General features: G+C 53.2%; 20 protein-coding genes. 8 read left to right on the forward strand and 12 right to left on the reverse strand.

Going from position 1 to position 22,582, the window contains the following annotated elements:
* Positions 1-42: 42 nt before the first annotated feature.
* The 3 genes from KIS77_09200 to KIS77_09210 form a co-directional block, all read right to left on the reverse strand.
* The gene (locus KIS77_09200) at positions 43-477 is read right to left on the reverse strand and encodes a hypothetical protein (GenBank protein MCW5922509.1); all 435 of its coding nucleotides are present in this window, start codon (positions 475-477) and stop codon (positions 43-45) included.
* Positions 478-767: 290 nt separating this feature from the next.
* A complete protein-coding gene (locus KIS77_09205; GenBank protein MCW5922510.1) occupies positions 768-2,018 on the reverse strand; it encodes a hypothetical protein in 1,251 nt (416 codons plus the stop codon).
* Positions 2,019-2,041: 23 nt separating this feature from the next.
* Entirely contained in the window at positions 2,042-2,743 is a 702-nt protein-coding gene (locus tag KIS77_09210; GenBank protein MCW5922511.1) for a hypothetical protein, read from the reverse strand.
* Between the two features lie 395 nt (positions 2,744-3,138).
* Between KIS77_09210 and carA the strand changes: the two genes are divergently transcribed.
* From carA to KIS77_09225, 3 genes are read left to right on the forward strand one after another with little or no spacing between them, the layout of a single operon-like run.
* A complete protein-coding gene (gene carA / locus KIS77_09215; protein MCW5922512.1) occupies positions 3,139-4,224 on the forward strand; it encodes a glutamine-hydrolyzing carbamoyl-phosphate synthase small subunit in 1,086 nt (361 codons plus the stop codon).
* A gap of 48 nt (positions 4,225-4,272) precedes the next feature.
* A complete protein-coding gene (locus tag KIS77_09220) occupies positions 4,273-5,091 on the forward strand; it encodes a 2,3,4,5-tetrahydropyridine-2,6-dicarboxylate N-succinyltransferase (protein ID MCW5922513.1) in 819 nt (272 codons plus the stop codon).
* Between the two features lie 18 nt (positions 5,092-5,109).
* Positions 5,110-5,847, forward strand: a complete 738-nt coding sequence (locus KIS77_09225; GenBank protein ID MCW5922514.1) for an RDD family protein — start codon at positions 5,110-5,112, stop codon at positions 5,845-5,847.
* A gap of 15 nt (positions 5,848-5,862) precedes the next feature.
* On the opposite strand, the gene KIS77_09230 is transcribed toward KIS77_09225, so the two are convergent.
* Entirely contained in the window at positions 5,863-7,005 is a 1,143-nt protein-coding gene (locus KIS77_09230; GenBank protein ID MCW5922515.1) for an aminotransferase class I/II-fold pyridoxal phosphate-dependent enzyme, read from the reverse strand.
* Between the two features lie 111 nt (positions 7,006-7,116).
* On the opposite strand from KIS77_09230, the gene KIS77_09235 reads away from it, so the two are divergent.
* Together KIS77_09235 and KIS77_09240 are read left to right on the forward strand one after the other, a co-directional pair.
* On the forward strand, positions 7,117-8,187 hold the full coding sequence (locus KIS77_09235; GenBank protein ID MCW5922516.1) for a HindVP family restriction endonuclease: 1,071 nt from the start codon (positions 7,117-7,119) through the stop codon (positions 8,185-8,187).
* Complete coding sequence (locus KIS77_09240; protein ID MCW5922517.1) at positions 8,174-9,154, forward strand: DNA cytosine methyltransferase; 981 nt, start codon at positions 8,174-8,176, stop codon at positions 9,152-9,154. Before KIS77_09235 ends, KIS77_09240 begins: the two co-directional genes overlap by 14 nt.
* A 14-nt stretch (positions 9,155-9,168) precedes the next feature.
* On the opposite strand, the gene KIS77_09245 is transcribed toward KIS77_09240, so the two are convergent.
* On the reverse strand, positions 9,169-9,411 hold the full coding sequence (locus KIS77_09245; GenBank protein ID MCW5922518.1) for a 4a-hydroxytetrahydrobiopterin dehydratase: 243 nt from the start codon (positions 9,409-9,411) through the stop codon (positions 9,169-9,171).
* Between the two features lie 153 nt (positions 9,412-9,564).
* Here KIS77_09245 and KIS77_09250 point away from each other — a divergent pair, with 153 nt between their 5' ends.
* Entirely contained in the window at positions 9,565-12,651 is a 3,087-nt protein-coding gene (locus tag KIS77_09250) for a TIR domain-containing protein (GenBank protein ID MCW5922519.1), read from the forward strand.
* A gap of 10 nt (positions 12,652-12,661) precedes the next feature.
* Here KIS77_09250 and KIS77_09255 read toward each other — a convergent pair whose 3' ends face one another.
* The gene (locus KIS77_09255; protein MCW5922520.1) at positions 12,662-13,465 is read right to left on the reverse strand and encodes a class I SAM-dependent methyltransferase; all 804 of its coding nucleotides are present in this window, start codon (positions 13,463-13,465) and stop codon (positions 12,662-12,664) included.
* A gap of 161 nt (positions 13,466-13,626) precedes the next feature.
* On the opposite strand from KIS77_09255, the gene KIS77_09260 reads away from it, so the two are divergent.
* Positions 13,627-14,100, forward strand: coding sequence for a YcxB family protein (locus KIS77_09260; GenBank protein ID MCW5922521.1), 474 nt, complete (start codon positions 13,627-13,629; stop codon positions 14,098-14,100).
* Positions 14,101-14,151: 51 nt separating this feature from the next.
* On the opposite strand, the gene KIS77_09265 is transcribed toward KIS77_09260, so the two are convergent.
* The 3 genes from KIS77_09265 to KIS77_09275 form a co-directional block, all read right to left on the reverse strand.
* Positions 14,152-15,174 (reverse strand): SPASM domain-containing protein, encoded by a 1,023-nt coding sequence (locus KIS77_09265; protein MCW5922522.1) that lies wholly within the window; start codon positions 15,172-15,174, stop codon positions 14,152-14,154.
* Between the two features lie 46 nt (positions 15,175-15,220).
* Positions 15,221-16,024: an alpha/beta hydrolase gene (locus tag KIS77_09270; protein MCW5922523.1), complete on the reverse strand. Its 804-nt coding sequence runs from the start codon at positions 16,022-16,024 to the stop codon at positions 15,221-15,223.
* A 126-nt stretch (positions 16,025-16,150) separates the two neighbouring features.
* Positions 16,151-16,852 carry a response regulator transcription factor gene (locus tag KIS77_09275; protein MCW5922524.1) on the reverse strand — a complete coding sequence of 234 codons (702 nt, stop codon included), beginning with the start codon at positions 16,850-16,852 and terminating at the stop codon, positions 16,151-16,153.
* A 153-nt stretch (positions 16,853-17,005) separates the two neighbouring features.
* Between KIS77_09275 and KIS77_09280 the strand changes: the two genes are divergently transcribed.
* Positions 17,006-17,572, forward strand: a complete 567-nt coding sequence (locus KIS77_09280) for a sigma-70 family RNA polymerase sigma factor (protein ID MCW5922525.1) — start codon at positions 17,006-17,008, stop codon at positions 17,570-17,572.
* A 114-nt stretch (positions 17,573-17,686) separates the two neighbouring features.
* Here KIS77_09280 and KIS77_09285 read toward each other — a convergent pair whose 3' ends face one another.
* From KIS77_09285 to KIS77_09295, 3 genes are all read right to left on the reverse strand, one after another.
* Positions 17,687-18,700, reverse strand: a complete 1,014-nt coding sequence (locus KIS77_09285) for a hypothetical protein (GenBank protein ID MCW5922526.1) — start codon at positions 18,698-18,700, stop codon at positions 17,687-17,689.
* A gap of 168 nt (positions 18,701-18,868) precedes the next feature.
* Positions 18,869-19,369: a hypothetical protein gene (locus KIS77_09290; GenBank protein ID MCW5922527.1), complete on the reverse strand. Its 501-nt coding sequence runs from the start codon at positions 19,367-19,369 to the stop codon at positions 18,869-18,871.
* 127 nt (positions 19,370-19,496) lie between these two features.
* Positions 19,497-22,562, reverse strand: coding sequence for a CHAT domain-containing protein (locus tag KIS77_09295; GenBank protein MCW5922528.1), 3,066 nt, complete (start codon positions 22,560-22,562; stop codon positions 19,497-19,499).
* Positions 22,563-22,582: the final 20 nt, after the last annotated feature.

Genomic DNA, 22,582 nt, shown 5'->3' on the forward strand with positions numbered 1-22,582 from the left:
TATGGTCGAATTAACCTCAAAAAAGCACTAAATCCGAACTTGTCAGCGGGCGGCCTTGGCAGGCTTGCCTGTAGCTTTGGGGGTCTTGCCCGTCTTGGCGAGTGCTTTGGCCTTCGCCGTCTTGGGTGCTTTTGGCTGGGCTGTCTTTGCCTTTTTAGGCTCGTGCGGCACCTCCGCGTTTTTCAGCCAAGACTCCACCCAGCCGTGCAGCCGATGGAGGGCCAGTTTGAACCCTGCCCGATGGTATTGCTGCATGGATTTCGCTTGGCGGAAAGCAGTGAGCAGTTCGAGTAGTCGCTCGTTGTCTTTTTCACCTTGCTCGAGCGCGGAGCGATACGCCTGTTTGGCTTCGAATTTTTCCTTCTTGGCCTTTTCAAAAGCGTTTTTGGCCGACTGATGCGCCTTGAACACCGGCGCAAAACCCGCATTGCCCTCCAGACTCCCGTCCTTGAGCAGCGCTTCAATCTTCTTTTTCATAAAAACGGATACAGATTTGTAAAACGATTGGAATTTGACCCTGCAAAAATCTGGTACTTTACACAGACGCAATGTTAAGTTTACACTCCGATGAAAAACTTAACATTGGGAGCATTTCAAATTGTCGCAAGTAAATCGGAACGCTGTTCCGATATTGCCGGAGCAGCGTTCCGGCGTACAAGAGCGGCAATTTGAAATGCTCCCAAACATTATGCAAATCGGGGAACTGCCTGTCCGGCAATTCCCCGATTTGCAAACTTCGTTTTCAGGTCGGTTTCCTGAAAATCGGCTCACTTCGGATTTGCGGTGATTTTTGGCCTGAGCGTGATTTTGTCGGCTTGCGGCTGACCCGACTCGAATTCAATATCGTAGGCAGTAAAGCGATTTCCCTCGAAGGTAACGACCAACGGCTCGCCATTTTTGCCAACCGCCCCTCTCGCCAGTATTTTTCCTGTTTTGTCCTTCACGAGCAGCGTGCTGCCCGCCAGTATTTTTTCGTCAAACCTAATTTCATAACGCACTCTATCCAAGTCGAACGGGCAACTGAGGCAAGGAGGCCAAGGCCAGGGGATAGGCCAGCGAATGCGTTCGCGCCAGGGAAACTCAAAGAGGTCGCGACGTATATAGCAGATGATGGAAAATGGGTTCAGTTCGCATAACGTGCAGCGCTCGCTCATGATTCTGTACATCTCCCTGTTGCATACCGCACAGAACGGTTGGCTGGCAGTACGCATTTGACAGCTCTGCTGAGGCCTGAAAATTCCTGTGGCATAATAACCGCCCCCTGCCCACAGGCCTACCGTGCCGGCAGGCCCCGTTGTGGTGGGTATCGGCGTGGTGGGGAGAATCAGGTCGGCCCATTTGGTAGTGGTGCGGTTCGTGTTGGCAGTCAGATTAGCCTCAGAGGGTTCGCCAAATGTATAGTTTCGGCCAGAGTCACTGCCGTCGCACACATAACAATCATATTCATCGGCCAGACCTCCCACCTTGTGCCCCAGCTCATGTGTGATGATTTGCTGAAAATTGGGCGAGATGGAGGAAAAGACCAAGCCACCTGCACAACCGCCCCACTGCGTGTCATTGACCAGCACAAAGACGGCATCGTAGGCAGGGGCATATCCTGCCGCCTCATAACATTTGGCTGGAGAGTCGGAGCGGATGCAACGCTCGGCCTCGGCGGGTGGGTTGCCATAGCGGCAGTCGAGCGCGGTGTTGCGCGTGATGCCTTGAGCGGGCTTGTCAACTCCGGATTCCTGAGAGATGACATTGACGCGCCAGACATTGAACGAACACATAGCATCTCTGTAAGGGGGAAGGTTGCGCAGGGCTTCCACGGCCTCGTCCACTTTTTGATTAAAAAGTGCTTGTTCGCTCGTGGTGAATCCATCGCCTATGAACACGATATCGTATTTGCTGGTCGTGGCACCATTGTTCAGAATAGTTGTGTAATTGAGGCTTCCATTCGCCTGAATGTCCACTTGAGCATGCGCAATCGAAAATCCCGCTCCTGCCAATAGGAGCACTGAGAATATCTTTTTCATAAAATTTTTGGAAAGTGAATGGGTTAACGAATGTTGATTTCCTGAATGAGCTTGCGCTTGGCTCGTTCACTCGCCTGAGTCAAGTCGCCCGCCCCCGAATCATAAAGCCGAATCGCGGTCGCGCCTTCTATATTTGGAATTTTGAGGGGGAACACAATGCTTTGGGGCTTTTCGCTTGCTTGGCGGATTTTGGCGCCCTGAGGGTCTTCAAACACCTCCCTTCGCTCGGTTGCCGGGTAAGTGATGGAGGCAGAGAAAAGCACTTGGCCCTCCCGATTCACGAGGTCGTACGAAAGTTGGCGGCTGGCCTTCGAGAAACCTTCTTCAAAGCCGCCGCTATATGGTTTTCTGGAGATGGTGCTGATTTTGCCCTCCGCATCCATCTGCAAAAGCAACTGGGTGGCAATTGTGGGCAGCACTTCCATCTGAGCGGAATTTACTTCACGACCGGATTCCAATATCCGCACCGTCACTTTGCCGGGGTTGATGTTGGGCACCAATACCCTCAAGCCCACGGAGTCCAACGCCCCGACAATCGGGGCACCCGTTTTCTCGAAAATCACTTCGGTTGATTTGCCTGTCACACCCGGGTCGAGATTGCGCAACACAACCATGTCGCCGGGATGGGCTTTGGGCGGGATGACCTCCATAGGGCCTTGCGGAGTTTGTACTTTGCAACAAACCCACAAAAGCCCGGCCATCAGAAAGAGCAATGAATGTCTCATAACAGTAAAGATTGGTTTGGTTAAAAAGTAGACTTGCAGGGGTGGAGGGCTTTGAGTGAAGGGGATGGTCATTTTTTCGATTGGCAAGGCAAGTTTTGCAGTCGAAATCGGGCATGTTCGGCGAAAAATTTAACGAAGCCAGTTGGAAAAAGGGCTTTCCCTTCGCCAAAGGCCTCCACCACCACAAGTCTCGTATGACTTGTGTCTCTTTATAGACCCCATGCCAAAAACGTGAACCCACACACAGGGAAAAATTCACCGCCTTTCCCGACCTTTGCAGCCCAAAAGCGGGAATTGCGGTCGTCGAGCGTCATTAAGAGTCGTTTTTATTCTTCAAAAACTTTTTCGATGACTTTAATGACCCCTAATAACTCTAATTCCCCACCGACACATCTATGTCAAAAGCCACTCTCCTTCTCGAAGACGGCACCGTCTTCACAGGCAAAGCAGCCGGAAAAACCGGCACCACCACCGGCGAAATCTGCTTCAACACTGGCATGACCGGTTATCAGGAAATTTTCACCGACCCCTCTTACACCGGGCAAGTGCTGGTCGCCACCAACGTTCACATCGGCAACTACGGCATTAAAAAGCAAGAGGTTGAAAGCGACAGCGTGAAAATCGCGGGATTCGTGTGTCGCAATTTCAACGTGCCATATAGCCGCCTGTTGGCCGACAAAAGCATCCAAGATTATTTTGAACAGGAAGGCGTGGTGGCCATCCACGACGTGGACACCAGGGCGCTCGTGCAGCATATCCGCCAACGCGGCGCGATGAACTGCATCATCTCTTCCGAAACGGACGATGTGTCCGAACTGAAAAAACGACTCGATGCCACACCCCCCATGGCTGGGCTTGAACTTTCGAGCCATGTGACCACGAGAGAGCCTTACTTCATCGGCAACGAAAACGCTCGGTTTCGCGTGGCAGTCATGGATTTCGGAGTCAAGAAGAACATACTGCGATGTTTCGAGCAGCGCGACTGCTACCTGAAAGTTTTTCCGGCAAAAACTGATTTTGAAGAAATAAAAACTTGGAACCCGCACGGCTATTTTCTCTCCAACGGCCCCGGCGACCCGGCCTCCATGCCCTACGCGGTGGAAACGGTGAAAAAAATGCTTGCCGACGGAAAGCCGCTCTTCGGCATCTGCTTGGGCCAGCAATTGCTCGCCTTGGCGGCTGGCTTGCCCACCTACAAACTGCATCATGGGCATCGCGGGCTGAATCATCCGGTGAAAAACCTGCTATCGGGAAAATGCGAAGTGACCAGCCAAAATCACGGCTTCGGCGTGCTCGAACAAGCCGTCTATGACGCGCCCTCCGTCGTGGAAGCCACGCATATCAATCTGAACGACCACACGGTGGAGGGGATTCGACTGAAAAATCACCCGGCATTCAGCGTCCAGTATCACCCGGAAGCCAGCCCCGGCCCACACGATGCGCGTTACCTGTTCGACGAGTTTGTGGGTATGCTGGCGTAGGACGAAAGCACAAGCCAACCTCGGCAACATCTCATTGATTATTAGCACATCAGCAGCATGCAAGAAATTATTGAATCTGCTTGGGACGACCGCTCGCTTCTTCAAAATTGGGAAGTGAAAAAAGCCATCCGCGAAGTGATAGCGGCACTTGACGCGGGCGAACTGCGCGTCGCGGAGCCGCAGGCCGATGGCATTTGGCTTACCCACGAATGGCTCAAAAAAGCCATCCTGCTTTATTTCCCCATCCAAGAAATGCAGACGATAGAGGTAGGGCCATTTGAGTTTCATGATAAAATCCCGCTCAAAATAGGTTTTGAGGAAAAAGGCGTGCGCGTGGTGCCGCAAGCGTTGGCGCGTTATGGCTCTTTCATCGAAAAGGGCGCGATTCTCATGCCCTCATACGTCAACATCGGGGCTTGGGTGGGTAGCGGCACGATGGTGGATACCTGGGCGACCGTCGGTTCGTGCGCGCAGATAGGCCGCAACGTGCATCTAGCGGGCGGCGTAGGCATTGGCGGTGTGCTGGAGCCGCCGCAGGCCACACCGACCATCATCGAGGATGATTGTTTCATCGGCTCTCGCTGCATTGTGGTGGAGGGCGTTCATGTGGAGCGGGAGGCTGTGTTGGGCGCCAATGTGGTGCTCACGCAAAGCACGCACATCATTGACGTGACTGGCTCAAAGCCTGTCATGCTCAAAGGGCGGGTGCCAGCCCGCTCGGTGGTGATTCCGGGCACCTATGCCAAGCAATTTCCCGCTGGGGAATATCAAGTCGCATGCGCCCTCATCATCGGGCAGCGCAAAGAAAGCACCGACAAAAAAGTCTCGCTCAACGACGTGTTGCGCGAATATCAAGTGAGCGGCTAACCCTTTTCGCAACAACGCATGAACAAAACCATCGAAATCACGACCACGCAGAACGTGACCATCGAGTACGAGCTGGCGCCCCTGCGCGAGCGGATGCTCGCATGGCTCCTCGATTTGCTAATTGTGATATTCGGATACATACTGCTGTTTCAACTGTTGGGCCGTGTGTTCGGAAGACTTGACGACGAGGCCATCGCGCTTTTCCTGCTACCGTTGTTGATTTATTTTCTCTACAACATTTTTTTTGAAATCTGGAACAGCGGGCAAACCCCCGGCAAGATGGCAACCAACATCAAAGTCGTGCGCCTCGACGGCAAAGACCCTGAGTGGAGCGACGTGATGCTGCGAGCCTTGCTACAGTTGGTGGACACACTCTTCTCGGCTGGCGTGGTGGGGGTGCTGCTCATCAAAACGACCGGGAAAAGTCAGCGATTTGGCGACATGGCAGCCAACACATCGGTCATCAGACTGTTTGGCTCGCAATTCAACTACAGGCTGGAAGACATCTTGAGCATATCCTCGCTCGATAATTATCAACCCGTATATCCGCAAGTGCGTCGCTTGAGCGAGCGCGACATGATTTTTATCAAAAACTTGCTGGTGCGGCTTCAAAGATATCCCAACAGCGCCCACGCAGAAGCGATGGAGGACTTAGTGACGCATCTCATGCCCTTGCTCGACATCGAGCAGCGCCCGCTCGACCGGCCCAATTTTTTGAAGACGCTGTTGCGCGACTATGTCGTGCTGACAAGGTGAGCGCCGCCCCTTGCGCTACACTTTTTCCAACAATTTGCCCGCTTGCTCCAGCAAGTCCGCCGTTTTGGCAAAGCAGAACCGCACCACCCTTTCATCTTTTCTATCTGAATAAAAAGAAGAGACCGGAATGGCCGCCACGCCAAACTCGGTGGTGAGCCGTTTGCAAAAACCCAAATCAGGCTCGTCGGAAATAGCTGAATAATCGAAGAGCTGGAAATAAGTGCCCTTGCAAGGGAGCGGACGGAATCTCGTGTGAGCCATCGCCTGCAAAAAGCAGTCGCGTTTTTGTTGGTAAAACTGCGGCAAGCCGAGATACTCCGTCGGGTCGGCCATGAAGTCGGCAAACGCGGCTTGCATCGGGTGGTTGGCCGAGAACACGTTGAACTGATGCACCTTGCGAAACTCGCGGGTCAATTCCGGCGGTGCCACGCAGTAACCCGTTTTCCAGCCCGTGTTGTGATAGGTTTTTCCAAAAGAATAAACGGCCAGCGAGCGGGCATAGAGTTCGGGATAGCGCAGCACGGAAGCGTGTTGTTCGCCATCGAAAATCAAATGCTCGTACACCTCATCGCTCATCAGCAGCACATTCGTGTCGCGCAGCAGGTCATTGATGGCCAGCATGTCTGATTCGTTCAGGATAGTGCCGGTAGGGTTTTGTGGCGTGTTGATGCAAAGCATCCTCGTCCGTGGTGTGATGAGCCTGCCCACCGCCGCCCAATCCACCCGATAGTGAGGTGCCGAAAGGGCATGGACGACGGCCACGCCACCCATCGTCTCCACCGAGGGCCGATAAGAGTCATAGCAAGGCTCAAGCAGGATGACCTCGTCGCCCGGTCGGACAAAAGCGGCGATAGCGCAAAAAATCGCTTGGGTGCCGCCAGCCGTCACGGTGATTTCAGTGTCCGGGTTGACTTTTGCACCATACATCCGCTCGATTTTTTCGGCGATGCGCTCACGCAAGGCAGGCACGCCGGGCATGGGCGAATACTGGTTGGCTCCCCGGGCGATATGCTCGGCCACCAACCGTTGCAGACGCTCGGCAGGGTCGAAATTAGGGAAACCTTGCGACAGGTTGATGGCGCCAACTTGGTTGGCAAGACCCGACATCACGGTGAAAATGGTGGTGCCGACGTTGGGCAGTTTTGAGTTGATTTGCATGGCAGGGCGCTGGCAAAAGCCATTTCAGTTTGCCGCAAATGTAGAAATGACTGCTTCAAGGAGATGACTATCTTTGCGTCATTTGAAGTTAATTCATATTGATTGTTTTGTATGTCGGCAGGGCTTTTTGGACTCGTCAACTCTAACAGGGATTTCTCAAAATCCGTTAGTTGGGGAAAAAATCAGTTTAATTCTTCATTTCCCACAGCCCTGCTGTGTTATATGCAGCATAATGCATTGCCCAGTGTTTATCTTAAATACGATGCCAACGGAGCTGTAATCCAAGAACACATTGACACAAATGACGTGTTCGGGATGAATTGGAATGCGCCAGATATTTTCTTCGGATTTGAGCAGGAATATATGCCCTTCAATGACGTATTGGCAGGTAGAAGTTATCCAATTGATTTGGTCATAAAAAATCAATCAACAAATAAGTATGTGAGGGCACTTGAAATAAAGCTGACGGCGATACCTGACAATACGACTTCTGGATTTGAGCAGCAACGATATGGGGCGGAGTTAGTCATACGAACACCTACTATCGCATACATCGCTTCAAGCATTTGCCTTTTTTTCAAGAACAAGCGGCACATATTGCGAAACATCATGGATACTCATTTAGACAATATCCGAGACTGGGTCAATAGCCACGAGGTGCTGCTTAGCCTCCCTAAAATGTTGGACATAGCCAAAGGCGTGTGTTCGGAAATGGAAAAATATCAGACCCCATTGATAGTGCAGCCAATTTGGAAAACAAAGGGCAAGTCCCCCATATTGGAAGACCACTGCCTTGATGTATTCGTTTGGAGTGACGTATCATTCTTGTATTTGTTGTTGGAACGTATCGGGCCAAAAGAGACGAGAGCGCAGGAAGTGAGCAGACCGATAAGAACAATGATTTGGGTGGTGAAAATGCTTTATGATTTCAACCGAACGGGCATGGTCAATGCGGGTGAAATTATGGATAGGCTGTCTTATGGGCCGAAAAATGACAAAGCACTTGCCATTAACGGAAATGTGACAAGCAAATACCTTCAAAACGACTTTATTTTGCAACCTCGCGTTTCGAAGATTGAGATAAAAAACATCATACAGGGAAATGGAGTTAAATACCTTAGCCCTGAGAGGAGGTTTGACTCTTCCATCGTAAACGACCCGGATTTATATGAGAACCATTGACCTTTTCGCTGGATGTGGCGGTTTGTCTCTCGGATTTGAGAGTTCAGGCTTTGAGATAGTGGCTGCCTTTGACTCGTGGCAGGCAGCCATCAATACATACCAGCTGAACTTCAAACACCCGATTGTTTGCGCGGACCTCTCCAATAAAATGGTGCAAGAGCATATTGCAAGCATAGAGGCCGACCTGATTATCGGCGGGCCTCCTTGTCAAGATTTTTCAAGTGCCGGCAAGAGAGACGAGAATTTAGGCAGAGGGGACTTGTCGGTCACGTTTGCTGAGATTGTGGCATTGTGTGCGCCTAAATACTTCGTGATGGAAAATGTAGAAAGAATCGTCAAATCCAACAAACTGGTAGAGGCCAAGCAAATTTTTAAAGAAGCGGGATACAACATGTACTGGAATGTCCTTGACGCAAGTCTTTGTGGCGTACCGCAAGCGAGGAAACGATTTTTTTTGGTCGGAGCAAAAAACCTGAACCCATTGATGTTTGAAGGGATACTCAGAAAAAAATTGGCCTCCAAGCCCCTTACCTTGAGAGAATACATGGGAAACGAGTTAGACATAGAGTATTATTATCGCCATCCTAGAAGTTATGCCCGAAGAGGTATTTTCAGCATAGATGAGCCGAGTCCGACTATTAGGGGGGTCAATCGCCCGATACCTCAGGGGTATCCCGGCCATCCCGGTGACCCTGTGCACGTAAGTGAAAAATTAAGACCACTTACTTTTGAAGAACGCGCTCGCGTTCAGACATTCCCACCAGATTTTAAATTCTGGGGAAACAAATCGGAAAGGGAGCAACAGATTGGCAACGCTGTGCCAGTAAATTTGGCAAAATTCATAGCCAACGTACTCATGGAATACGACGAGCTCGTCACCCATCAATACGAATTTGCCAATGGCGCCGAAGTTTTTGCCATGGAACCAGTGTTGTCTTACTCGCCTAACCCAATTGGGAGCAGATAGAGTGCCGTCCCAGATTAGCTATATTTCCGAAATATCACATCAATCGCTGCCGCCAACTGTCGGTCCTTGTCCGTCACGATATTGCCCGCGTCGTGCGTCGTGAGCTGAATCTCGACAGTGTTCCACACATTGCTCCAATTGGGGTGATGATTGTGTTTTTCGGCGGCAAAAGCCACCTCCGTCATGAACGCGAAAGCCTCGGCAAAATCCTTGAACTTAAAGGTGCGTTGCAGCCGATTTTTTTCTTCTTGCCACATGGTTGAATGTGTTGAAATCTGTGAAACAGGGAAATACAATTGGCGGAGAAAGGTTCATGCCACATGAGTTATTGAGCGGCAGCGCGACAATTCTCGGTCAAAAATTGGAAAACCGCCAGCGATATTTTGATTTTTGCCCCCCAAACCCGCGCCATGCCCAATCCGCTACCGCTCCATATTTTTGTTTCCTACGACCAAAAGGACAGTGCTGCCGCACAAGACCTCGTGCGGCAACTCAATCTCGCTTTTGCCACAACGGATTTCACGCTCGTCTTTTGGAACAAAGAAGAAGTGCCTGCGGAGGAATTCCGCGCCAAGGCCAAGGCTTTTTTGGAAAAAACCAACTTGTTCGTCGCGGTGCTTTCCATGAACTATGAAGACACCCCGGATGTGCGCTGGGAGGCCGCCACAGCCGTGGAGGTGCAACGCGGCCGCCCCACCCTTCAAATACTGACAGTGCAGGCGCGCGCGGCAGCGGTGCCAGCGGTGCTTGCCCCCTACAAAGCGGCGCTTCCTGCCAGCGAGACCATCGAGCAGCATGGCTTTGCCCGCGACCGCCAGCTGCTCCGTACCGTGGAGGCTGCCAAAGAGGTGCTGGCTGCCACCCCACGCTCCAACGACTTGCCCGTAGCCAAAGTGGAACTGCCCCTCGCCATCGAGGATGTGCGCGAGCGCCTGCTCGCTCAGACCGACCGCATCAATCATGCCCCGCTCTTGGCATTGCTCAAGCGACTTATCGAAAGCGTCAAGACCAAGCGCGTGGTGCTCGACATCGAGGAAAAATTCAAGCAGCTGCGCGAGCAAACCCGCTTGTCCCAAATCAACATTGACGAGCTGAAGGAAAAAGCAAGGCCCATCGAGCTCGAACTGCAACACCTCATCCGCGGGTTGCCGGAGGCCGACCTGGCGAAAGGCTGGAAAGACGTCTTCATTCGCGACTATTTTCATTTCGTGCCCGGCAGCCGAGCCATCAGCACGGTGCCGCCATTTTTTGTGCCCGCCGACGAAATCGCCATTCCCGATACGCTCAACCTGCCCGTTGGCCCACGCGAACAAGAGGCTTTGGAGCAAATCGGCCTGCTTTCTTTTGAACAAAAAAGCGATTTCCGTCGCAGCCTGCTCTTGGCGAGGGATGCCTTGGCCGTAAAAAATTACGCACAGGCATACTCGCTTTGCGACCACGTTCGCACGCGCATTGACCCCCAATCGGCCCAGCTCTACGAATATCTGCTCATCACTTTCATGCAGAAAGAAACACCAGAGCGAATCCTGCGGGAAGCCGCCAAGGGCAACGACCGAATGTTGCAATTCGTCCTGCTCTATGCGGAGCGATACCGCAAGTATCAGCGCGACGGCAAGTGCCCTTCTTCCACGGGTTTGCACAATCTGGCCATCGCTTCCGAAAGCCTTTCAGATATGGCCCTTCGGATTTATTATCAATTCCCCAACGACTCGATACTCCACACGGGCAAACACGCGGAGGACAAGCCCGACAACCGAAACACACTCCGCATCATTCTCGACAACACGCTGAAAATCTGTCGCCTGGTGTATCCCTCCGAGGAGCTGCTGGAAGCGGCGGTGGTGGAGTCGTGTGGCGGCGGCAAGTACCACTGGGTCAAAAACGTGGAGGTGGTGGGCGGCTTTTTCCAGTTCGCGCCATTGGGCAACTACGACTTGTTGGGCGAAATCCAAGAGCTGCTCGATATGTTGCAGGGCATGGAGGCCGATGATTTGACCAAAATCGTGAAGCAAGGCGACCTGCTGCGCGAAGATTTGTATTTCAGTCTTTTCGCCAAGCGCCAAGTGCTGGCCCAGCAAATTGCCGAGGATGAGAAGCGCCGTCGCCCCTACACCGACCAGCGGCTTTCGGTCGTTCGGTTTGTCCATGCGTGTTTGCTGGGCGCCGAGATGTTTGGCGATGTGGACAAAGACGGCAGAGGGCAATCGTTTTATCGCATGGCACTCGAATACCTGTTGCCGGAGCTTCTTTTCCCGGCTGCTCAGGTCGCAGGCACGGCGGACTCGTCGCTCCGCTGGTTCGACCTGGACGAGCACGGCACGGTGCGCAACCACGCCGACTGCGCTCTTTATGACTTCGACGCTCAGGCCATCGTGGAAAAAATAGTGCACGACATGGCTGGCAACGCTGGCTGGCTTCAGGTGCAACCCAATATCAAGGAAGCGGTGTACCTGCTCTTTGTGGCCGACACCAACGCTGAATACGAAGCAGTAAAAAAGGGTCTTGAATGGACGGATTTTCGGCGCTTGAGCGACGAGGACGCACGCCGGAGATTGGTGAACTGCCTCCGCCGATGGGTGATAGCCTATCGAGCATACCCCGAGCGAGGGCGGATTTTTTTGGAAAACTGCGTGCGCGAGCTCGTGGGCGATGGCCTGATGTTGTGGCTGCATCACGACCCCGACAAGTTGGCCGCTCATCCGCACAGCCGCGCCCTTGGATATGATGCGCAAGCCGCGCTGAAAATGATTCACGATTGGTTGCTGGAACAACACCGCCCGGAAGATTTATTCTGGACGGAGGAGAAATTGCGCCAGACGATTGCCAGCAACCTCTACGCCCAAAGCATCTTGCCGAATTATGAGCGCATCAAGCCAGGCGACGAGCGCCAGCGCCCCGCGACGGCCCGGCTCCTGCGCGAGGCGATGAGCAACTATCGCTTGCATCCCGAAGCGCGGTTTTTGGACCTCGTGTGGCGCGAACTGACGGAAGAGCGAAAATTTTGCTGGCTCAACATTTCAAAAGAAGGCAAAGAGACTGCATTTGCCACGCTCGGCGGCTTCGACCCCGCTGCCGTGTTGCGCGAATTGAACGAAACCCACCCCGAACACTTCCGTCTCTTGACGGCGCGCGAACGCATCGCCGACCACCGCCACGCCAACCAACAAGAACGTTATTATCGGGAAATCAGCGAGTTTCGCCACGAAAACCGCCGATTGGAACGCGAAATCGCTATTGACATCATCCGCAACATCAAAGGCATTTACCTCTATTTCCCCAAACAGGAATATCTCGAATTGCCCCTCCGCGAGCTCACCGGCAAAGGTCGCATCCGATGGAACGCCCACTTCCTCGGCCTCTTCCCGCTCGCCGAAAACCACTACGAAAATCGCTTTCTGGGCTTCGAATACAAGTGGGAACGCGCCGAAATTCGCCGCTTGCTCGACGACCAATTCAGCGAAATGCAGCGCGTTCTGAGAGAAACGGGAGAAATGTGAGCCGCCCACTTCACTGTTTCCGCGCCCCAATCGAAAACACCATCGGGATGATTCCTTCCAACCCTCGAATGCGGTAGTTGCCGTCGTCGCCTTTCACCGTTTTATCGAAACAATCGAAAGGGGAATAGGGGTACTCGTTCAAAAACTCGATGCGCAAGCCTTCGCCCGTCAAACTGTTCACGACCTCCGAAAGGCTGTGATTCCAGCCAAACTCCTTGTACGCTATGCTTGCAGAGCGGTCCGCGTAAGTGCCCGACTGTTCGGTTTCGATGACCCCCATGTTGTGATAAGGGTATTTGAAAAAAGCCATCTGCTCATCGAACATCCATACCACCGGGTGAAACTCGGCAATGTAGAAAAGGCCGCCGGGTTTCAGAAAATGATTTATCACCTTGGCCCAACTTGCTAGTTCGGGTAGCCACCCAATCGTGCCATAAGAAGTGAAAACAATGTCGAATTGGCCATCCAAGTGTGCGGGCAGGTCAAAAAGATTGCAGCAGACAAACTGGGCGGGTATGCCCAACTCCGCCGACAACTGGCGGGCGTACTCAGTGGCCTTGTCCGAAAGGTCGCAACCCGTCACCTGTGCCCCCAGTCGCGCCCAAGAAAGCGTGTCCTGCCCAAAATGACATTGAAGGTGCAAGAGCGATTTGCCCGCCACATCGCCCACCTCGCGCAGCTCGATAGGCGTAAGGCTGCTGCCGCCTTGCTTCCATTTTTCCACGTCGTAGAATTCGGAGGTCTTGTGCACTTCGGTCCGAAGGTTCCAGCCGTGCCGGTTGGCGGCAAAAAAGTCGTCGTAATTGTTTTTCATGATGAAGAAAGTAGCTTTGTGCCTTGAGCTTGAATAGTTGTTTCGTAAAAAACTTGAGTAGAGACCCGTGAGACCTACTTTTGGGCGGCATATTTTTTCAATGAATCTGAAATCAGCCCTCTACCTAAGTTTTTAGTTCGTTTCTCTAAAATCAGCGAATAATGGAGCCAATCAAGCTTGAATTTACGTTGGAAATGAAATCCTACATCCGTTTGATGCAGCGCGTCATGGCGAAGCGCCTATCACTTTGGGGCATCATCATCGGAGCCATTCTCCTGCTGAACATCGCTATCAATCCCGCAAGTGGCGCCGCTTGGCTCATTGTGGGCGCGGTGTTTTTGGCCGTCTGGTATTTTCTGTTTCGATTCATGTTGCAGCGGGCATTCAAAGCCGCCAAGAATCTGCACGAGCCAATTCGCTACATAGTGGATGAGACAGAAGTCAGGATAGAGACGGCAACCTCACAGGCGACCCATGCCTGGAGCGCGTTCGAGCGAACGAGCGAACTGCCCGAATGGTTCCTGCTCTATCAAAACAAAATAATTTTCAACCCCATCCCCAAGTCGGCATTCCGAACGGCGAGCGAGATGGAGCGATTTAGGGCGTTGTTGAGAGAAAAGGTGAAACAGGGTTAACGGTTGGCGGCCTGCCCAGCCAACCACAAACCTTCAAGCCAGAAGCCCTATCTAAGCCCAGACCGTGCAGCCTTCCGTGCAATTCTGGCAGATATCAATCTGGTCGCGCCCCTTGAGAATAGCTCGCCGAAACGCAACGTACGCAGGCGAGTGCCACACATCGCGGAAAGCGGCTTGCTTCAAATCACCCAATCGGTGTTGCGCGTCCTTGTCAAAACAGCAAGGCACCACGACCCCATCCCAAGTGACGACGCAGGCGTGCCAGAGCTTCCAGCAATGGTTGGCAAGGGCGTGCTTCACCTGCCACGAGCCATCGGCGGATTGGCGGTAGCGAGCATATCGGTGGAGGGTGGGGATGAGCGGGTTGCCCTGTTGATAGTCATACACTTGGGCAGTTTTGAGTTTCACCTCGTCCACGCCGATTTCTTTGGCGAGCCGATGTATGTCGGCGATTTGGTGCTCGTTGGGCCGCACCACCAAAAACTGAAAAATGATATGCGGGCGGCGACTTTTCAGTTTGCGTTTCCAAGCCACCACGTTGCGGGCACCTTGCAACACTTTGTCAAGCGAGCCACCCACCCGATATTGTTCGTAAGTCTCCTGCGTGGTGCCATCCACTGAGATGATGAGTCGGTCGAGGCCGCTTTCCACCGTGCGGCGCGCATTCTCGTCGTCGAGAAAATGCCCGTTGGTGCTTGTGGTGGTGAAAATGCGGCGGCGGTGCGCGTAGTTCACCATATCGAGAAATTGGGGATGGATGTAAGGCTCTCCTTGAAAATAAAAAATGAGGTAAAAGAGGTCGCGGTGCAAGGCATCCACCGTTTTTCGGAAAAAATCGGCTTTCAGATTGCCCGTATCGCGGCTGAACGCCCGCAGCCCACTGGGGCACTCGGGGCAGCGCAGGTTGCAAGCGGTGGTAGGCTCTATGCTGACCGTCACGGGAAGCCCCCATTGGAGGGGACGGCGCGTCCATCGGGACAAATAAAACGAAGCCAGCACCTTGGCAAAATTCCAAGCGCGGCGCGGGGTGATTTTGGCGATAAAGTTCAGGCTGTCGTTGAGGTGAAGGCTCATGCCGGGCAAAAGTAGGGGGTCGAATGGCGGCCTTATGCAGCCATGCCTAAATTTTTATCGCTGCGATGATTTCCTCCGCCAAGCCCTCTCCCACAAGGCGGTGGCCTTCTTCAAGCCAAAAGACGCGCACATTGGGCAGCCCTTCGTAGAGATTGCGCAGGGCTTTTTGGTGCAGGAAGCGGTCGTTCAGCCCGATGTAAACATCGGTGGGCAGGCTGTTTTTTTGCAAAGTGGCTTTGATGTGTCGGCGGCGGAGGTAGAAGGAGTCAAGGGAAAGCCAGCACCCGAAAGTGCGTTGGAGACGTTCGGGGCGGTTGAGGTTGTTGGTCAGAAAATGATGGATGAGGGGTGGCACGAGACCTGTTTTGCGCCCCCATTGCACGAGGCGGATAAACCACTCTGGTTTTTGCAAAACCCTGAACAAGAGGCGACGCACCCACATGGGAGTGTGCACGGCAGTGGTCATGCCTTTTGTTTTTACGCCGTCGGGGGAAAGCAGGTAAAGTTTATCGAGATGTGGGGCGAGTTCGGGCAGCATGGCTTGCGAAAGTCGCGCGCCGAAGCTGAAGCCCATGAGGCAGAATCGCTCACATTCGTGTTGGGCGAGAATTTGACGAATGATGCCGAGCAAGTCGTCTTTGGTGAACGTGCGCTCCGACCATTCCGTTTGCCCGTGAAAAGGCCAATCCACTGCCACGACGGTGTAGTTTTTTCCCAAGGCTTCTTCCAGCACCGCAAACATCCGCGCGCGGTCGCCAAATCCGTGCAAGGCAATGAGCAGCTTTGGGCCAGTGCCAAACCGGAGGGTGTGTATTTTGCCGTGCGGGTGGTCGTAAAAGATGGATTGCATTGAAAATAGGGTATAGGGCAGCGAGGCTTCAAGGCTGGTGAGGGTTTGATGAGGGTTGATTTATTGTCCACACAGTCTCAAATTCCAACAATAAACCCATCAACCTTTGTCAAACCTCATCAACGTTCAATCGTCCACCTTGAATTTGAACCCCACGCCATGGATGTTCTCGATTTTGATGCGGTCGTCAAGGCTGAGGTATTTTCGCAAACGGGAAATGAACACGTCGAGGCTGCGCCCCAAAAAGTAGTCGTCCTTGCCCCAGATGGTTTCGAGGATGAAGGAGCGTTTCACCACCTGATTGCGGTGTTCGTTGAGCAGTTTGAGTAGGTCGGCCTCTTTTTGGGTGAGTGTTTCGGAGTAGCCTTCGGCGGTGAGGCTGAGATTTTTGTAATCGAAAGAATAACGGGCGATGCTGACTGGCGTGCTGGATTTGAGGATGTTGGCGTACTTGGTGCGGCGCAGGAAGATGTCTATTTTCAGCAGCAGTTCCTCGATGCTGAACGGCTTGGTCATATAGTCGTCGGCACCGATGGTGAGGCCGTGTATTTTGTCTTGTTTCATGCTTTTGGCAGTCAGGAAGATGATGGGCACCACCTCGTCGCGCTTGCGGATTTCTTGTGCCAACGTGAAGCCATCCACTTCGGGCAACATCACGTCGAGGATGCAGAGGTCGAATTTTTGCTTCGACTGTATGGCATCGAGGGCCTTTTGCCCGTCCTCGCAATAAGTGACTTCGTAACCGTTGAGCTCGAGGTTGTCGCGAGTCACGAAGCTCAGGCTTTCGTCGTCCTCTACATACAATAAATGTGCTTTTGTGTCGGCCATGTTGGAATGATGATTTGTTGCTTGACGTAAATATCGCTTGATTTGTTGGGCAAGAAAGGTGGGCAAACATAAAGAAGATAAAAGAAATCGCCAACCTGTGAAAAATCTCCTGTGGTTTCCTGTAAAATTGCCCTGTCTTACGGGCGTGTCATCATGCGATATACTGACGATTATTTTATTGCGGAAATTCAGGCTGGCGGCCATCGTCAGGAAAGGGGGATTCGGCGGCTCTACGAACAGTTTCTCTACATGGCCAAACAAGGGCGGCAGAAGTATCGCTCGCTCGGCGACGATGAGGTGCTATCGGCTTACAATTCGGCAGTGATTGCCTTGCGTAACCAACTGGTGGAGGGTGCTTTTCGCGGCGAGAGCTCCATTTCAACCTATCTGACGCGCATTTATTCCAATAAATGTATTGACCTGTTGCGCTCCAAAAATGCTCACCCGACCGAGCCGCTCGAATCGGCGCGCGAAACGACCAGCGACGAGGACTCGCTGAAAAATCTCATCTTGTCCGACCAAATAACGCGGGTGATGGAGCAGCTCCAACAGTTGGGCGAGCCATGCAAACAGATTTTGCTCGACTCCGACTATTGGGGCTACAGCGCCGAAGAGATTGCCCAACGCATTGGGTTTAGCAATGCCGCTAGCGTGAACAGCAAAAAGTACACTTGCCTGCAAAAACTCCGGCAGGCGCTGCTGCGCAACGCCGAAACGTGAAGCAAGTGAATGGGGAAATGAAGGTCTTGGGCATTCGATATGCACGAGCAATTGTTCAGGCGGTGAATTTGAACTCACCGCCTGAATATCACGACACCACACTACTCTCGCCGCTCATTCCCGCTTTTCTGCCATCACCGTCGGCGCTGCGTCCTTGCCTTCCATGTTTTTGAAGTAGTATTGGAGAAAACCAATCATGTCGGCAGAAGCCGTTCTGGGCAGGTGTTTGGTGCGGCAAAGCTGATAAAACTCCTTCTCTTTCGACTTCAAGGTGGCAATGGCCGTCTTGAGCGCCTCACTATCAACGTCCGACGACATCAGATAACGGTCGCGCACGGTTTTCACGCCGCTTTCCGACGAGGGGCTGGCATAGGGCGCACTGACCAAGCCTGCAAAATCAAAATCGTAGGGCAATGCCAACCGCTTGCCATTAGGCATCATGAACAACTCTACGTTGCGGTGCATGGAAAAATCCCAGTCGGTGTTGCCGATGAGGTATTGGAACATGACCACCAAGGCGGCTTGCTGTTGGTCGAGCGATTCGATTTTCACGCCAAAAGTGCCATCGGGCGTTCCGCCGATTCGATGCGCCACCTCTTCCTCGTCCTCAATGAAAATGGCAAACACTTTCTTGGTGCCGGAACCTTTTTCGTTGGTGTCCTTCAGGGTCAGTTTCACCAATTTGGCGCGAAAATGCGCATCCGACACCAGTTCGAACATCCGATAGGCCAGGTATTCCTTCACGATGAGTTCGTTGCCCACATCGGTGAAGGTAGTGGGCAAGGCGATTTTGATTTCGTTGAGAGTGTCCAAACCCGCATTGCGGAGGTCTTCTTTGCTGAATTTCACCTTTATCGGGGCCAGTTGCGACACTTTGCGGCGGTAGCGTCCTCGTGCGCGGAGCTCTAAGGGGTACGATTTTCCGTCTTTGGTGCGCAACGTGCCGGGCAAGTAATTGTTGGTTTTCTTTTGTCCGACCAAAGTGGTGAGGTCTGCTTCGAGAGTGAGCTCGCAGGCTTCCGTCGCGGTGAGCTGCTCAAAAATGGTGAGCGGCGCAACTGGCTCTGCTTGAGCGGCAAGGCACGAGGCATTGAGGGCAAAAATCAGGAGGAGGGCAAAATGCTTCATCGGCTGACATTTTAAAACACAGTAAGTTGATTTGGTAAGGCTTCTCCACAAGGCATTGAACATTGAATTTTAAATTCAAAAATGACTATTGGGCAGTGACCAATAGTCATTTGGGTTGTGAGACCGCCCTTGATTTGGCAAAGAAAGGTTTTTGAGGACAATCTGATATTATTTTAACCCAAACAAGCTGCGGAAGAATGCCACGATGCTTTCCCAGAGCGAAGCGTTGCCTTTTGCGGTAGTGGGAACCGAGGCGAGTACGGCCATCTCGTCGGGTGTAAAGTCTTGCGATGTGACGGTGCCGCTCCACGGTTGGCCGTCGGTGGAGTAGGTGCCGGGAAAGTTGCGCCAGTTGACGTTGTCCGTCGAAAACTGGACACCTGTGCCAGTCGAGGGATTGGCTGTCATATCGTAGCCAAAGCTCTGGCCGGGGGCATAAGAGCTGTCTGGAAAACCACATTGGATGGTGACGGAGGATGCGCCTGTTGTGCTGGGGCTGCTTGAATTATTGACCTGAAGCCTACCATTGGGCAGATTGTTGTTGCTGAGGTTGGCCACCAGTTTCACATACGCGGGAAATGTTCCTCCGTCGTTTGATTCGAGCGTGACAGTGAGGTTGGGGTCGCCGACCCGCACTACTTTGACCTTGATATTGTTCGTTGTTGCCATGGTGTAGTTATTTTATGGATGAAAAAAAGTTGACCAGACGCTTTGTGCGGGGAAGCTCTTCGGGAGGATTAGACGTACAAATGCGTGTTTGCTCAATGGAATGTCCTGAAAAAGAAAAGTTCTGTTCTTATCGGGTTCTGCTTCTAAAGCGCCAAAACCACCACAACGCCACCCCCATCCCGGCCAATGCCAACGCATACCACAGGCCAAAAGACGATGGTCGGCTGACGGGCGCGTCATCGCCAATCAGCACAAACGCGCCCCAGAAAAAAGGGTGATTGCGGGTATTGGCAGACAGGTAATCGAGTTTGGCTTGCCGAATCGCCTCTGCCTTGCCCATTCCTTTTTTCAGGTGGCGATAGAAGTCCTGCATGATGTGTGCCGTTGCCTCATCGTCGGCTTGCCAGAGGCTCATCAGCACATTGGGGCATCCCGCGTATTTGAACGCCCGCGCCAAACTTATCACGCCTTCCCCTTTGGCCAGTTGGCCTTGGCCCGTGTTGCAGGCGCTCAACACGGCTAGCTCGGCGTTCATTTTTAGGTTGTATATCTCGTAAGTATGTAAAAAACCATCGTTCGCTTCGTCGTTGCTGCTGCCGTTGTTGGTGTCCTCGCCAACAACTCTGGTGTCCTCGCCAACAACTCTGGTGTCCTCGCCAACAACTCTGGTGTCCTCGCCAACAACTCTGGTGTCCTCGCCAACAACTCTGGTGTCCTCGCCAACAACTCTGGTGTCCTCGCCTTTCCTTCCCCGTGGCCTGCTGAATGCCAGCCCAGAGTACATCGGGTCGCAATCGTTGAGAAACCCGTGCATGGCAAAATGCAGCACACGGGATTCGTGGGCGCGTTGTTTGAAGTTGGCTTCTGTGGCTGTTTTGCCCAGATATGATTGGCCACCGAGCAGGCGGGCGATTTGCGACACTTCGGTTTGGTTGCTGTGTAGCGCCGCAAAAGTGGCTGCATCCGCGTCGCGGCAGTTGCGCTGGTCGCCACGAGAGGTAGCCACCACGCTGTCTTCGTCGTAGGCGGGGGCATATCCCGCGAACAGTTGGCTAGCACGAGAGCTGGTGGGTTGGGTCAGCGCCAAACTGGCCGAGTACTCGTAGCGGAGCACTGTCTGCTGCAGCAGGAACGGGAGCTGGGCATAGTTGGTGGGTGCCGAGGGTTCCTTGCTGACTAGGAGCTCAAAGGGCAGATAGGCCAGGTTGCCGTCGGGCACTACCACGAGTTTTTCGGGGATTTGCGCTACGACGGGGGCCAACAGCACGCGATAGAGTGAGTGGGCATCGGCGGCAAACTGCGCTATGGCGGCGGCGCTGCGCCCTTGTTCGGCGGCTTGGTCGCGGTCGCGCAGCTGGCGCAACAGCCTTTCAAAAGCGTGGACAAAGTTGGAGTCGGTCGGTAGCGACAAGCCTTTTGCGGTATGTTGGTCGAAGTAGAACACAAACAGCTCGCGGTCGCCTTTGAAAAATTGCAGCAGGCTGGTGTTGGGCGGAAGGCGCTGTTGCAACGCCGAGATAGTGAGTCGGGGGGCGCTGTATTTGATTCGATAATACTCTGGGTACGATTGCTCCAATCGGGTGAGCAGGGCTTCATTGGCGCGACGGCGTTCGAGGATGTTTTTTTGCCAAAGCAAAATTTTGGTGGTGTCGGGTTGGGTTCTTTGTTGTTCGCGGAAAATTTGTCTTTTGTAAAAAGCGATGTCAATTTTCAGCGATTTTTCTTGTTCCAAAACAGAGTCGGGTATGCCTGCCTGCTGGCGGGCAGCGGCGTCGCGGAGGGCCTCGGCCAACAGGAGGGCCTTGTTTTTTTCGGCATACTCGAACGCTTTTTCCAAATATCGCAAATCGCCCGTGTTGCGATGCAGTTGCATGGCTACCGCGATGGCGTTTTCTATGATGGGCTGTGCTTCCTCGTTCCAGAATTGGCGCGAGCCTTCCTGATATTCTGCCCGCATACTGTCGAGCACGCCGGCTGCCAAGTCATAAGTTGACAGTGCTGCCTCCAAAAACACGGGGTTAGACTCTGCTGTGGCCAGTTCGCGGAGCGTTTCGCCTTTGTCGCGGAGGGTGAAAAGGAAATCGAAATAGGCATTCACGCGCTGTGGGGCGGGGTTGGCCAGTATGTCCTGATGAGGGAAAGAGTCGGTCAGGCTGCGAAGTGCCTGCTGATGGTAGGTCAACGCGCCGCGCAGGTCGCCTTGGTGCTGCGCGATGATGCCCAGATGCCGGTATGCCTTGCCGAGGTTGGGGTGGTTGGGGCGATAGCGTTCGATGGCTTTTTTCAGATAAACGGTGGCTTCGGGGTAGCGCCCCATCATGCGGTAGGCATAGCCGAGATTGTGCCAGACGTTTTCTATTTCGCGTTCGATTCTGTTCTTTTTGTGTACGGCAAGTGCCTTTTGCAGGTATTCCAGTGCTTTTTCGGGTTCTCCATTTTCCACATACACGTTGGCTAAGTCATTGTAAGCGACGATGTAATCGTGCGGCAGCTCTCCCGGAAAATGTTTTTCCAACATGGAGAGGGCTTCGTGGGCATTGGCGACGGCGCGGGGGTAGTCTTTTTTCCGATACCAGATAGCGCCTAAGTTGCCGTAGGTCCACGCGAGGTCGGCGGGGTCGGTCTTGGGGTTGGAGCGGTAAAGTTGGAGGGCGGATTGGGTGTATTCGAGCGCGCGGTCGTAGTCGCCGCGGCGTAGGTAGTATGCGCCGATGTTGTTGCTGGCGATGGCTTGGGCGGCGTGGTCGCCGTTTTTTTCGAAGAAAGCGATTTCTTTCAGGCCGTAGCGAATGGCTTCCTCGTAGTTGCCCAATTGGTCAAAAATAGCGCCTGCCACGTTGAAGTATCCGCCCCAAAAGGTGCTGTCGGGATGGATGTGTGCTCGTCCGAGATGTTCGAGTTGGGGAAAGGTGGCGACGGCTTCGGCGCTTCGATTCAGGTAGTAGCAGGAGCCGAGGTAATGGATTTGTGCCTTGCCCCATGCCTCCCAATTGGCTGTTTTTTCCGCCGCGAGTACAACCTGTTGTGCCAATGCGAGGGAGCTGTCGTATTCGCCCTCTTCAATGTACTTGTCCGTTTGTTTCAACCAACCTGTTATGTCGGCTGCCTGCTCGTCGGGAGCACGCTCGGAAATTTGGCTGCACAAGGCCAACCCTAGTGCAAGCATAGCCAGCCAGAGTAGAGGAGTTCTCATGAATATGTCTGGTTTTTTGG

The sequence above is a fragment of the Saprospiraceae bacterium genome (genome assembly GCA_026129545.1).
Taxonomy (GTDB): domain Bacteria; phylum Bacteroidota; class Bacteroidia; order Chitinophagales; family Saprospiraceae; genus M3007.

Coding starts and splice junctions, on each gene's coding strand:
- KIS77_09200 (MCW5922509.1), bottom strand. CDS start 477: ATGAAAAAGAAGATTGAAGCGCTGCTCAAGGACGGGAGTCTGGAGGGC.
- KIS77_09205 (MCW5922510.1), bottom strand. CDS start 2,018: ATGAAAAAGATATTCTCAGTGCTCCTATTGGCAGGAGCGGGATTTTCG.
- KIS77_09210 (MCW5922511.1), bottom strand. CDS start 2,743: ATGAGACATTCATTGCTCTTTCTGATGGCCGGGCTTTTGTGGGTTTGT.
- carA (MCW5922512.1), top strand. CDS start 3,139: ATGTCAAAAGCCACTCTCCTTCTCGAAGACGGCACCGTCTTCACAGGC.
- KIS77_09225 (MCW5922514.1), top strand. CDS start 5,110: ATGAACAAAACCATCGAAATCACGACCACGCAGAACGTGACCATCGAG.
- KIS77_09230 (MCW5922515.1), bottom strand. CDS start 7,005: ATGCAAATCAACTCAAAACTGCCCAACGTCGGCACCACCATTTTCACC.
- KIS77_09235 (MCW5922516.1), top strand. CDS start 7,117: ATGTCGGCAGGGCTTTTTGGACTCGTCAACTCTAACAGGGATTTCTCA.
- KIS77_09240 (MCW5922517.1), top strand. CDS start 8,174: ATGAGAACCATTGACCTTTTCGCTGGATGTGGCGGTTTGTCTCTCGGA.
- KIS77_09245 (MCW5922518.1), bottom strand. CDS start 9,411: ATGTGGCAAGAAGAAAAAAATCGGCTGCAACGCACCTTTAAGTTCAAG.
- KIS77_09250 (MCW5922519.1), top strand. CDS start 9,565: ATGCCCAATCCGCTACCGCTCCATATTTTTGTTTCCTACGACCAAAAG.
- KIS77_09255 (MCW5922520.1), bottom strand. CDS start 13,465: ATGAAAAACAATTACGACGACTTTTTTGCCGCCAACCGGCACGGCTGG.
- KIS77_09260 (MCW5922521.1), top strand. CDS start 13,627: ATGGAGCCAATCAAGCTTGAATTTACGTTGGAAATGAAATCCTACATC.
- KIS77_09265 (MCW5922522.1), bottom strand. CDS start 15,174: ATGAGCCTTCACCTCAACGACAGCCTGAACTTTATCGCCAAAATCACC.
- KIS77_09270 (MCW5922523.1), bottom strand. CDS start 16,024: ATGCAATCCATCTTTTACGACCACCCGCACGGCAAAATACACACCCTC.
- KIS77_09275 (MCW5922524.1), bottom strand. CDS start 16,852: ATGGCCGACACAAAAGCACATTTATTGTATGTAGAGGACGACGAAAGC.
- KIS77_09280 (MCW5922525.1), top strand. CDS start 17,006: ATGCGATATACTGACGATTATTTTATTGCGGAAATTCAGGCTGGCGGC.
- KIS77_09285 (MCW5922526.1), bottom strand. CDS start 18,700: ATGAAGCATTTTGCCCTCCTCCTGATTTTTGCCCTCAATGCCTCGTGC.
- KIS77_09290 (MCW5922527.1), bottom strand. CDS start 19,369: ATGGCAACAACGAACAATATCAAGGTCAAAGTAGTGCGGGTCGGCGAC.
- KIS77_09295 (MCW5922528.1), bottom strand. CDS start 22,562: ATGAGAACTCCTCTACTCTGGCTGGCTATGCTTGCACTAGGGTTGGCC.